Origin of the sequence: Flavivirga aquimarina, from assembly GCF_030540835.1 — a bacterium.
In the GTDB taxonomy this organism is placed as follows: Bacteria; Bacteroidota; Bacteroidia; order Flavobacteriales; family Flavobacteriaceae; genus Flavivirga; species Flavivirga aquimarina.
This window is the reverse complement of record NZ_JAUOEK010000184.1, coordinates 23,121-35,380: the sequence shown is the minus strand read 5'-3', so window position 1 is coordinate 35,380 and position 12,260 is coordinate 23,121. Positions and strand designations below refer to the sequence as shown.

General features: G+C 32.7%; 12 protein-coding genes. 5 read left to right on the top strand and 7 right to left on the bottom strand.

The window, feature by feature from the left end:
- Positions 1–100 precede the first annotated feature (100 nt).
- Positions 101–1,096 (bottom strand): GlxA family transcriptional regulator, encoded by a 996-nt coding sequence (locus Q4Q35_RS20220; protein ID WP_303279852.1) that lies wholly within the window; start codon positions 1,094–1,096, stop codon positions 101–103.
- Positions 1,097–1,221: 125 nt separating this feature from the next.
- On the opposite strand from Q4Q35_RS20220, the gene Q4Q35_RS20215 reads away from it, so the two are divergent.
- Positions 1,222–1,542 (top strand): hypothetical protein, encoded by a 321-nt coding sequence (locus Q4Q35_RS20215; protein WP_303279850.1) that lies wholly within the window; start codon positions 1,222–1,224, stop codon positions 1,540–1,542.
- Positions 1,539–2,195 carry a DUF2461 domain-containing protein gene (locus Q4Q35_RS20210; RefSeq protein WP_303279848.1) on the top strand — a complete coding sequence of 219 codons (657 nt, stop codon included), beginning with the start codon at positions 1,539–1,541 and terminating at the stop codon, positions 2,193–2,195. The genes Q4Q35_RS20215 and Q4Q35_RS20210 overlap by 4 nt, the downstream gene beginning before the upstream one ends.
- A 294-nt stretch (positions 2,196–2,489) precedes the next feature.
- On the opposite strand, the gene Q4Q35_RS20205 is transcribed toward Q4Q35_RS20210, so the two are convergent.
- The 3 genes from Q4Q35_RS20205 to Q4Q35_RS20195 form a co-directional block, all read right to left on the bottom strand.
- Positions 2,490–4,556: a M3 family metallopeptidase gene (locus Q4Q35_RS20205; protein WP_303279847.1), complete on the bottom strand. Its 2,067-nt coding sequence runs from the start codon at positions 4,554–4,556 to the stop codon at positions 2,490–2,492.
- A 157-nt stretch (positions 4,557–4,713) separates the two neighbouring features.
- The gene (gene purE / locus Q4Q35_RS20200; RefSeq protein ID WP_303279845.1) at positions 4,714–5,193 is read right to left on the bottom strand and encodes a 5-(carboxyamino)imidazole ribonucleotide mutase; all 480 of its coding nucleotides are present in this window, start codon (positions 5,191–5,193) and stop codon (positions 4,714–4,716) included.
- A gap of 94 nt (positions 5,194–5,287) precedes the next feature.
- Positions 5,288–6,442, bottom strand: a complete 1,155-nt coding sequence (locus Q4Q35_RS20195; RefSeq protein WP_303279844.1) for a 5-(carboxyamino)imidazole ribonucleotide synthase — start codon at positions 6,440–6,442, stop codon at positions 5,288–5,290.
- A gap of 138 nt (positions 6,443–6,580) precedes the next feature.
- Between Q4Q35_RS20195 and Q4Q35_RS20190 the strand changes: the two genes are divergently transcribed.
- The 3 genes from Q4Q35_RS20190 (at position 6,581) to Q4Q35_RS20180 (ending at position 9,786) form a co-directional block, all read left to right on the top strand.
- Positions 6,581–7,690, top strand: coding sequence for an adenylate kinase (locus Q4Q35_RS20190; RefSeq protein ID WP_303279842.1), 1,110 nt, complete (start codon positions 6,581–6,583; stop codon positions 7,688–7,690).
- 149 nt (positions 7,691–7,839) lie between these two features.
- Positions 7,840–8,838, top strand: a complete 999-nt coding sequence (gene obgE, locus Q4Q35_RS20185) for a GTPase ObgE (protein ID WP_303279841.1) — start codon at positions 7,840–7,842, stop codon at positions 8,836–8,838.
- Positions 8,839–9,264: 426 nt separating this feature from the next.
- Positions 9,265–9,786 (top strand): DUF4136 domain-containing protein, encoded by a 522-nt coding sequence (locus tag Q4Q35_RS20180; RefSeq protein WP_303279840.1) that lies wholly within the window; start codon positions 9,265–9,267, stop codon positions 9,784–9,786.
- 1 nt (position 9,787) lies between these two features.
- Here Q4Q35_RS20180 and Q4Q35_RS20175 read toward each other — a convergent pair whose 3' ends face one another.
- From Q4Q35_RS20175 to Q4Q35_RS20165, 3 genes are all read right to left on the bottom strand, one after another.
- On the bottom strand, positions 9,788–11,197 hold the full coding sequence (locus Q4Q35_RS20175; RefSeq protein ID WP_303279839.1) for a T9SS type A sorting domain-containing protein: 1,410 nt from the start codon (positions 11,195–11,197) through the stop codon (positions 9,788–9,790).
- A gap of 3 nt (positions 11,198–11,200) precedes the next feature.
- Positions 11,201–11,707: a hypothetical protein gene (locus Q4Q35_RS20170; RefSeq protein WP_303279838.1), complete on the bottom strand. Its 507-nt coding sequence runs from the start codon at positions 11,705–11,707 to the stop codon at positions 11,201–11,203.
- A 138-nt stretch (positions 11,708–11,845) separates the two neighbouring features.
- The gene (locus Q4Q35_RS20165; RefSeq protein ID WP_303279837.1) at positions 11,846–12,217 is read right to left on the bottom strand and encodes a DoxX family membrane protein; all 372 of its coding nucleotides are present in this window, start codon (positions 12,215–12,217) and stop codon (positions 11,846–11,848) included.
- Between the last annotated feature and the right edge of the window lie 43 nt (positions 12,218–12,260).

Here is a 12,260-nt window from a genome sequence, read left to right as displayed (position 1 = left end):
TGTTAAAACTGTTAGAAGAAAAATAATAATAAGATGTACGAGTAATTTCATAAAGCTCATAAGCAGTAAACGGAAAAATGTATCAACTTATTCTAGCAAATTAATAATTAACCAACTCTCTATTATATTTATTTTTATAAGCCATCGGTGTTAAACCAGTATACCTTTTAAACAAAGATCTAAAGGCTTTTGTGTCTGAATACCCTACCGAAAACATCACCTCGTTTATAGTATTTTGCGTAGATTCTAAACTGTTTTTAGCAGCTTCAATTTTTACACGCTGAATATATTCTAATGGTGTATTGGCTGTGGCTTTTTTAAATCGGCGAATAAAATGACGTTGACTAACGGCTAAACTTTCCGATAGCTGTTCTACCGAAATTTTTTTAGTAACATTCTCTTCAATGAATATCTGAGCTTTTTGTACTAAAACATCGGCATGTTCTTTTTGTCCTTTAAAAATGGCAAATTGATTTTGGTTGTCTCTACTTATATCAATTTCAAAGAGTTTAGATACGTAAATCGCAACCTCTTGTCCGCAATATTTATGAACCAAATGCACAATAAGATTTAAAAACGAATAAGCACCGCCACTAGAATAAATACCATCTTGGTCAGTAACAATTTTTTCCGGAAATACATCAATTTGCGGATATCTCTGTTTAAATAGATCGATACCAGCCCAATGTGTTGCACATTGTTTGTTGTCTAATAAGCCTGTTTCAGCTAAAATAAATGCCCCAAGGCATAAACTGGCTACTTCTGTATTATGCTGTTCGCGTTGTTGCTTAATCCAAGGAATAAATGCGTGATTGGTTTTTATGCTTTCTGCGACACAGTTAGGTCTAACAGCTGAGATAATAATAAGGTCGGTTTTATCAATATCATGTATAGTAGCGTTGCAGTGTATAGAGAATGCACCGTCATAGAGTGCTGTTCCATAGTCTATCCCAACCAGGTTTATATCGAAAAAAGGCTTTTTGCTTTTTCCTGTTTGTATAAGAAAATCGTTAACACTATTAAAAATTTTATAAGGGCCAACGACGCTACTTAGAATAGTGTTATGCTTTGGAACCAGAATACTTACATGTTTCATAGTTACATATTTCAGTTTTAAAGATATTATTAATTTTCGTCATAATCAACACCTTAGAGTGTCATATTTAACCTCTTTAATGTTGGCTTCTATTTTCTAACTTTGAGTTCTTATTGAAAAGATCTATGGAACCAAAACAATTTTTTAATGTTATTAGAGGAGAATTTTGTTCTAAATATGAGCATATTACTGAAGGAAAAATGATGAGTTCTGAAGCAATACATTATAAAGGTAAAGTATTTGCATTTTTTTCAACCAAACAGAATATGGTATTTAAGCTAGGAAAGGATTATAATACCCAAGCTATTTCTGCCCCTTTAGAAGTATTTAGCCCATTTAAAAGTAAAAAGCCATTGTCTGGCTGGTATCAATTGAGAAAAGAACATAAAAGTTACTGGGAACCACTAACAAAATTAGCATTAAGCATAATACAGGATAAAAAATGATAACCAAAGCTTACACCGATTTTTTCAACGAGTTAGAAGAGAACAACTACAAAGAATGGTTTCATGCCAATAAAAAAAGGTATGAAAATGATGTTAAAACCCCTTTTTTAGTGTTGCTTTCCGAATTACTTTTAACCCTAAATGAATGGGATAGCAGAATTTTAGACGATGAAAAGAAAGCGCTCTTTAGAATTAATAGAGATGTTCGGTTTTCAAAAGATAAAACACCTTACCATACTTTATTAAAAGCAGGGTTTTCTCCCAATGGTAAAAAGTCCATGCTTCCGGGATATTTTTTAGGAATAAGTGCAAATACAATTCATGTTGGTGGTGGTATGTTTAATGTGAAACCTCCAGAATTAAAGCTTGTAAGAGAGCATATCGCAAATAATACAGATAACTTTTTAAATATTGTTACTACAACAGAGTTTAATAACACTTTAAGGGGTGTGAAAGGTGATGAAGCTAAACGTATTGATAAAAAGTATGAAGCTGTCGCAGAGAAAACAGCCCTTATCTATAAAAAGCAGTTTTATGCTATGGCAGAAATTCCTTTAGCTAAATATTATAATTCAACTAGTCTGAAAGAAGTTATTTTAAAACATTTTAAGGTTATAAAACCTTTGAATGAGTTTTTAAATGAAGCATTTTAGCGGTTCATTAAAAACTAAAAGTATAATTTAACCTGAGTTAAATTTAAGATAAACTCATTTTAAGAATAAACTCAATAATATTATCACTTGTCGCCTTGAGCGCAGTCGAAAGGTCATTAAAATTTACAAGTTTAAATAGGTTTCGACTTTAGTTAATACTGAGCGTAGCCGAAGTACTCAACCTGACATCCAAATTTGGTGTACTTATATTAAACTCAGGTTAAATTATAACAAGATTTTGGCGACAGAAAAAGTTAAACAAAAGCCTGGGTTACTTAAACCCAGACTTTTGTTTTAAGATTTAATTAATCCAGCACGTTTAAGTAAAGCTTCTGGTTTAGGAGCTTGACCTCTAAAACGTTTGTATAAGGTCATTGGGTTTTCTGTTCCTCCTTGCGATAATACGTTATCTTTAAACTTGCTAGCTACTGTTTTATCGAAAATACCAGCTTCTTTAAAATATTCGAAAGCATCGGCATCTAAAACTTCAGCCCATTTGTAACTGTAATAACCAGACGAATAACCTCCTTGGAAGATGTGTGAAAAAGCAGTGCTCATACAATTTTCTGGTACTTCAGGATAAAGCGTTGTATTTTTAAAAGCTTTAGTTTCGTGAGCTTTAACAGATTTTATAGTGTCGGGTGCCTCGTTTGCATGCCAACTCATGTCTAATAACCCAAAACTTATTTGCCTAAGTGTTTGCATCCCTTCATGGAAGGTAGCAGATTCTTTTATTTTTTCGACTAAATCCATCGGGATAACCTCTCCGGTTTCATAATGGGTAGCAAAAAGTTCTAAAGCTTCTTTTTCATAGCACCAATTTTCTAAAACCTGACTTGGTAATTCAACAAAGTCCCAAAATACACTGGTTCCAGATAAACTGGGGTATGTAGTGTTTGCTAACATACCATGTAATGCGTGCCCAAATTCATGAAATAAAGTTGTAACCTCGTTAAAGGTTAAAAGAGAAGGCTTGCTTTTTGTCGCCCCTTCGTCTGCGCTCAGGACAGGCTTAGTGAAGTTACAAACTATAGATACGTGAGGTCTGTCATTAATACCATTTTTTATAGATTGTGGTTTGTAAGATGTCATCCACGCACCATTTCGTTTTCCAGCTCTCGGAAAAAAATCTGCATAAAAAAGGGAAATTAAATCACCATCATTATTAGTTACTTTATAAGTTAAAACGTCTTTATGATATTTATCTATGGTATCAATTTCCTCAAAATTTAAATCGAATAATTTTTTAGCAACAGTAAAAACACCATTGATAACGTTTTCTAATTTGAAATAAGGTTTTAGCTTTTCATCATCAAGACTAAACAGTTTCTGTTTTAATTTTTCAGAATAATACGATCCATCCCATTTTTCAAGTCGGTCGATGTTATCTAATTCTTTGGCAAATTTTTCAAGATTTTTAAATTCTTTTTCGGCAGCTGGTTTTGCCTTTTCTAGTAATTCATTTAAAAAACTTTCAACAGTTTCAGGTGTTTTTGCCATGCGCTCTTCTAAAACAAAATGTGCATGGGTTTTGTAACCTAACAAGTTAGCACGTTGAAATCTTAATGTTACTATTTGTAATATGTTATCCTGATTGTCTAGCGCGTCGCCTTTAAATGCTTTTGATCCGGCGGCTAGTGCGAGCTTTTTTCTTAATTCACGATTATCTGCATAGGTCATAAAAGGTACATAGCTAGGGTAATCTAATGTAAACAGCCAGCCTTCTTTTTTTCTAGATTCAGCTAATTGTTTAGCAGCTTCTTTAGCACCTTCAGGTAAACCAGATAAGTCATCTTCGTTATTGATTAACATTTCAAAAGCATTGGTTTCTGCCAATACATTTTCCCCGAATTTGAGTGTTAATTGACTTAGTTGTTTATCAATATCTCGAAGTTCCTGTTTTTTATCTTTAGGTAAATTAGCACCATTACGTGAAAAACTTTTATACCTTTTATCAAGCAGTGTTTGCTGTTCGACAGTTAAATCCAATGAATCCTTACTGTTATAAATGGTTTTTATGCGTTTAAATAAGTCTTCATTTAGAGTTATATCGTTATTAAATTCAGATAGAAGCGGAGATATTTCTTGTGCTATTTTTTGAATGGTATCATTCGTTTCGGCAGAATTTAAATTAAAGAATATACTGGAAATTCTATCTAATTGTTCTCCAGCAAAGTCTAAAGCTTCAATAGTGTTTTTAAAAGTAGGAGCGATGTCATTGTTGGTTATGGCATCAATTTCAAACTTAGCATCAGCAATAGCCTGTTTAAAAGCAGGTAGGAAATCATCATTTTTTATTTTTGAGAAAGGAGCCGAATTATAAGTGGTTTCAAAAGGTTTTATTAATATATTTTTTGTCATTTTGAGAAAATATGTTAAAAAATAATTTTATTATGTATGCATAATAAAATTTTTTGTATTTTTGTAGTCAAAGATATACAGAGTGACTAACTCATAGAATTATACATTAATAGTAAAAAGGTCTTGAATTTTTTAAATTCAAGACCTTTTTTTCTTATTATAGATCTTTAGCCGATTCGTTTACTTTTTGTTTTAAGCCTTCTTTGTAAACTAAAACTTTATCTAAAACACAGTTGTCACTAGTGCCTAAAATTTGCGCAGCCAATATACCTGCATTTTTTGCACCATTAAGAGCGACTGTAGCAACAGGAACACCGCCGGGCATTTGTAGTATAGATAAAACAGAATCCCAACCGTCAATAGAATTACTGCTTTTTACAGGCACACCAATAACAGGAAGAGGCGATAATGAAGCAATCATTCCGGGTAAATGTGCTGCGCCACCTGCACCGGCAATAATAACTGCAAATCCTTTTGTATGGGCATGTTTTCCATAATCGAATAATTTTTCAGGGGTTCTGTGAGCCGAAACGATATCCACTTCCACTTCAATATCAAACCCTTTTAAAATATCTATAGCGTCTTGCATTACCGGAAGGTCGCTTTTGCTTCCCATGATTACTCCTACTTTTTTCATAAACTTTTATTTTATGTCAGGTCGAGCGCAGTCGAGACCTATATATCGAAACTAAACGTATTTAAAAGACCCCTCGACTGCGCTCGGGGAGATATTATTCACTTATAACTTTAATTGATTTTTTAACTTCTTCGGCTATTTTTCGAGCCTCGTTTAAATTTTTATTTACAATAGTAACATGTCCCATTTTCCTAAACGGACGTGTTTGTTTTTTACCATAAATATGAGGTGTTACTCCTTCCATTCCCATTATGGTTTCAATATTTTCGTAAACGACATTACCTGTATAACCTTCAGCTCCAACCAAGTTTACCATAACGCCACCAACTTTATTATCGGTGCTGCCTAAAGGTAAATCTAAGATGGCCCTTATATGTTGTTCAAATTGAGATGTATAACTTGCTTCAATAGTTTGATGTCCCGAGTTGTGAGGTCTGGGAGCCACTTCATTGATTAAAATATCATCATTTTGGGTTTGGAACATTTCTACTGCTAATAGCCCAACATGGTTAAAGGCTTTAGATGTTTTTAAAGCTATTTCTGTAGCTTTTTTTGCAACTTCGTCCGAAATTCTGGCAGGACAAATAACATACTCTACTTGATTTGCTTCCGGATGAAATTCCATCTCTACAACCGGGAATGTTTTAATGTCTCCAGATGCATTTCTAACCACAATAACTGCAAGTTCATTTTTAAAAGGAACCAAGGTTTCTGCGATACACTCTACATTTGGTAAATTTTCTAAATCTTGAAGTGTTTTTACAATTTTTACACCAGTACCATCATATCCAAATTGAGCGCATTTCCAAACAAAAGGCATGGTTAATCCTCCATGACTTATAGCTTCTTTAATTTCAGAAGTATAAGCAAAGCGTGAAAAAGAAGCTGTTGGTAAATTATGGTCGACATAAAACAGTTTCTGAGTTGCTTTGTTTTGAATGGTTCGTAGCGTTTTAGATGCAGGGTATACTTTTACACCCTCTTTTTCAAGCGCTTCTAAAGCGTCTACATTTACATTTTCGATTTCAATGGTTAATACGTCTACTTGTTTTCCAAAATTATACACAGCATCATAATCCATTAAGTCACCCAAACGGAACTCATTACTGGCAATTTTACAAGGCGCTTCATTACTGGAATCTAAAACACAAGTATGAATATCAAATTTTCTGGTATCGTTAAGTAGCATTTTGCCTAATTGACCACCACCAAGAATACCAAGTTTGAAATTTGAAGAAAAGTAGTTCATTGATTTCTTTATTAACTGAAATTAAATAAGGATACGCAAAAATACATTTAAATATTAATTAGCACCTAAATCATAAATCAAAAAAATCGTTTTTTGTAATCTATATAGTTATCTTTGCACCTTCAAAAATAGCTAATCGTGATAAAGCTACATGACAAACACTTCAAACCATTTATTTCTGCTACAGAAATTAATGATGCAGTACAGCGTTTAGCAGTAGAAATTGCTAACGATGTAGGAGACGAAATTCCTGTATTTGTTGGTATTTTAAACGGGTCGTTTATGGTTGTAAGCGATTTTGTAAAAGAATACCCAAAACCTTGTGAAGTTACGTTTATAAAATTAGCATCTTACGAAGGTGTTAAATCCACCGAAGATATTCAAAGGCTTATTGGTTTAACTCAAGATTTAACAGGGCGTACTGTTATTATTTTGGAAGACATCATTGATACAGGAAATACCTTGGCTGAAGTTCATAGAATTTTTGAGAATGAAAAAGTTAAGTCGCTAAAAATAGCAACGCTATTTTACAAGCCAGAAGCCTATAAAAAAGATTTTAAACTACATTATGTCGGTATTGAGATTCCTAATAAATTTATAGTTGGTTATGGCCTAGACTACAATGGATTGGGAAGAAATTTACCAGAAATATATCAAATAAAAGAAACACAACACATGACAAACTTAGTGCTATTTGGCCCTCCAGGTGCAGGAAAAGGAACGCAAGCAGATTTTTTAAAGGAGAAATATAATTTAGTGCATATTTCAACAGGCGATGTTTTTAGATACAATATTAAAAACGAAACTGCTTTAGGGATGTTGGCAAAATCTTATATGGATAAAGGGGAATTGGTTCCAGATCAAGTTACTATTGACATGTTAAATGCTGAAGTTGAAAAAAACACTGATGCTAATGGTTTTATTTTTGATGGTTTCCCACGTACAAATACTCAAGCAGATGCTTTAGCTAAGTTAATGGATAGCAAAGATTCTCAAATAAATGCTATGATTGCTTTAGAAGTTGATGATGAAATTTTGGTAGAACGTTTATTATCGCGAGGTAAGACTAGTGGAAGATCTGATGATGCAGATGAATCTATTATTAGAAATAGAATAGCAGAGTATTATGATAAAACGGCTATTTTAAAAGACTTTTATTCTGCACAAAATAAATATTTTGGAGTTGATGGTGTAGGTAGTATTGAAGATATTACAGTGCGTTTGAGTAGTGTAATAGACGGCCTGTAGATTACATATAGGAATCTCATTATCCAGAGTTGTACCATTCTACCTAATGAAGGGATATGGTTTTTGGAAAATAGGACTTCAATTAAAAAGATTCCCTCCCGTCCCGATAGCTATCGGGAGTTATCGGGATTTGCGGAATGACATAAATTATGACCGAAGGAAATTTTGTTGATTATGTAAAAATGTATGTGGCTTCTGGTAACGGGGGTAAGGGATCTGTGCACTTACATCGAGAAAAGTATATTACTAAAGGAGGGCCAGATGGTGGTGATGGTGGACGCGGAGGTCATGTTATTCTTAGGGGGAATTCTAATTTGTGGACACTTTTTCATTTAAAATTCAAAAAACATATTCGAGCTGGTCATGGTGAACATGGCAGTAAGAGTCGGAGTACTGGAGCTGATGGGGAAGATGTGTATTTAGACGTGCCTTTAGGTACGATTATTAGAGATACTGAAACCAATGCTGTTATTTTAGAGATTACCGAAGATGGTGAAGAAAAAATTCTTGCAGAAGGTGGTAAAGGAGGATTAGGTAATTGGCATTTTAAGTCGTCAACGAATCAAACTCCAAGATATGCACAACCAGGTCTTCCGTTGGAAGAAAAATATATTACACTGGAATTGAAAGTGTTAGCGGATGTTGGATTAGTAGGTTTTCCAAATGCAGGTAAATCTACGTTGCTATCAGTTATTACATCAGCTAAACCAAAAATTGCTGATTACGAATTTACTACGTTAAAGCCTAATTTAGGGATTGTAGAGTATCGTGATTTTCAAACTTTTGTTATGGCCGATATTCCCGGAATTATTGAAGGTGCTGCCGAGGGAAAAGGTTTAGGGCATTACTTTTTACGCCATATAGAGCGTAATTCAATTTTACTGTTTTTAATACCTGCAGATGCGGACGATATTAGAAAACAGTATGATATCCTTTTGGATGAACTTCGTCGCTATAATCCCGAAATGCTAGACAAAGATCGTATGATAGCCATATCGAAAAGTGATATGCTTGATAATGAATTGAAAGCAGAACTTAAAGGAGTACTAGATAACGAACTTCCTATTCCTTATTTATTTATTTCATCCGTAGCTCAACAGGGTATTACTGAGTTAAAGGATACTTTGTGGAAAATGTTGAACGATTGATTAAAACCGTTCTAAAATCTAATCTTTTATAATTTTTAAAGCCATAGGAGAAAAAGTTTCTTCAATTTTACTGTATTCATGCATACTTCCTGTTTTAGCAGTTTGAAACAAATGATTTAACCCTTCTAATTCCTTAATCGTTACATCTTTATTTCCGGCAGTTTCTAACCCATTTTTAATACCTTCTAAATTGATTTTTGGTAATTATTAAAAAGGACATAAATTAAAAAGATGCTTTTAGAATAGGATATCATGATAAATAATATTAGAAATCAAATGTTGGGATATTGAATTCAAGTTCAAAAAACTTCTAACTTTAATCCATGGAATAGTTTTTGATTAACTTAGTAAAACTTCAATTTTATAATTGAGTCGTTAAACTTACTTGATAGAAATTAAGATTTCATCAAATTTAAAAATATGGCTATGAAATTTTTAAAAATCATTTTACTCGCTTTACTTATTTTAGGATGTGCACCTATTCGTGTTAATTATGATTATGATAGAACCACTCAATTTAGTTCTTATAAAACCTATAATTATTATAGTGATATGAATACAGGGTTAAGTGAATTAGATACGAAACGTCTGTTAAATGCTATAGACGCAAAAATGACAGCAAAAGGGTTTAGTTTTTCTGATACTCCAGATTTTTTTATCGATATAAAAAGTAGTGAGTATCAAGAGGCTCAACGTAACACGGTTGGTGTTGGTTTGGGTGGCGGCGGACGTAATGCTGGTGGTGGAATTTCTATAGGTATACCAGTAGGACAGGCAAATATGAATCGTCAAATAACCATCGATTTTGTTGATGAAAATAAAAAACAATTATTTTGGCAGGCGGTAAGTGAATCTAGTTTTAATCCTAATGCCACACCAGAACAACGAGAAGTACAATTTAATAAGATTGTAGAAAAGATACTTATAGCATATCCTCCTAAACAATAACTTATTGTTTTACCAATTTTTTACTAGCGACCAGTATATTATTTGTATAAACATTTGCTATGTAGATACCTGTGTTTAAATTACTAATATCTACCTGTTGGGTTTCATAGTTTGATAATGGTACTGTTTTAACGCTTTTGCCATCTAAACTAATAATATCAACTTTTAAGCGGGTATCATTATTACTTTCAACTTTAAAATTAGCCGTGGTATTCGCAGGATTTGGATACATGGTAATGACTAAATTATTGACGTTACTTTCAATATCTTCAACTCCCAGAGAAGAATGGTTAATTGTCCAGGTAACTGTATATACGTGAATGGATTCGTGATTCGTGACTTTTAAAAGCGTTGTGTTATCTGTTATTACAACAGTTAAATCATTGGATCCTACATTTAAATCGGTTTCTAAAATACTTACATCATCAACATTTGTGGCAAAATTAACAGCGTTAAGTGACCATGAACTTTCAAGTGTGTTGGGGTTAGGCTTAATTAGGTTCAAATTAAAATCAAGAGGGAAACTTGGGCTTGAAATCGTATTTGAAACTGGGGTGTAAGAATCAATAGGTGAAGTTAAATCATGTATTTTTTCGATTATACCTTCCTTGCAAACTGAACAAAAATGGGTATCCAATTTTTCCATCTTGCATTTATTTCCGCTCTGTGGTTTATACCAATTTGGTTGAACCCCAGATGAACCATGAACATAAATACCAATGCCATTATCCCCCATCCAATTTTTCCATTTTACTAGATTAGGGTCAGTCTCTTGTGTCATATTGATGGCTTCAGCATAATATATGTCGGGAAGCGGGTATTCATCTTTTAAATTAAATAAAGAATGTCCTAGTTCATGAATAGCAATATCGGTTGCTAAAGTTGAAGCTATTGGAAATTCACCTCCACTACCTCCATATGTAGGTGTGTTAATTAAAATTAAAGCCTGATCGTAAGTTGGGAAATTATCGGCTAAAACAGAACGTATTTTTGATACAGTTGGGGCAGCATCTGCATAATCTATACCATAATATGGGAGTCTATGAGTATTAAAAGCATCAAAGGTAGCATTAAAATAGGTGTCAACAAAAACAACAGGTGTTCCATCCTCATCAGTAGCAGTGCCGGGATGGTCTGCGCCACTTTCATTAGATGGCACTTTTATAGCATATACGTTGAAATAATCGGCATATTCTGAAAAAGGCGATTGACTGAACATATCGTTTGAAAAATTAGTAGCATCTGTAATAAAATCAGTCAATTCAGTGCTTTGATAGCCTTCACTTAAAATAATGAGATTTATTCTTTTGTCATTATCACCAGAATATTTTATGGTTTCCATATCGAAAACCTGTGCAGATATGATATTGATATTAAAAAAAACTACTATGTAAATTAAAAAATACCTCATAGGTTAGTTAAGTTTGGTTTTAATGAGGGACTTTGACTTTTTTTTAGGATCATTAATACTGTGTATGCTAATATATTTTGTATTAGGTTTAAGTTGTAGCCTTAAGGAAAATTGGGCACTATCCAAATCCATTTTTTTCATTTGAAACGATTTGGACTCATCTACAAACTCAATAGTTTTGGTAAGTGGGTTTTTTATGATAGTACTGTATATTTTTTTTGATTTTTTATCGAGCTGATAGCAGATTAAATCACCAGAAATATACGCTTCTTTAGAGTTTTTATTATGGTTTTTTAGTCTCCCTTCTACTATTTTTTTGCTTATAAAACGAACTATTCTATTTCCATCCGGAGTTTTTTCAATAGCATAGTTTAGAAAAATGATTTGAGGATTTTTTTCAATTTTGTCTGTATTTTTTGCCAGACTTTGTTTTACAGCACAGCTCAACAGCATGGTAAAAAAGAGACATACAATTGTAGTTTTGGGGATATTTAATTTTTGCTTTTCCAAAGGTCTAAACAAATAATAAATTTGTGCAAATTTAAGAAAATAAAAAAGGTCTGAAAAGAAATCTATAGGTCATAATTGATTAACCTTTAATAAGCAATTTACAAGACTTTTCAGACCCGAGAATGATTTATTAATTATTTAATTCAATAAGTCTGAATATTTGTCTTTATAACCATATAAAACAATAATATTTAAGACTAGTAAAATTAAAGCGCCAGCTATACTACCTGGTTCTAATGTAGCATGAAATAATACAGCGTTGACTGAAATACTCATTAAAATAAGTGCTAATAAAGCTCCAAATTTGTTAAAGATTAATGCCAATCCCGCAACAATTTCTATAACAGCTACTAGAGTAATTACTTTAGCAGAAGATAGTGCTCCAAAATAGGCTCCAGCTTCAGTAGACATCTCTTCCATGGCCATAAAATGGAAGAATTTGTTAAGTCCAAAAAACAAAACAAAAAGCCCAAGAAGTATTCTAACGATCATAAAAACTTTTGAATTCATAAAGATGTATTTATTAGTTAATAGACTGAAATATAGTAAATTA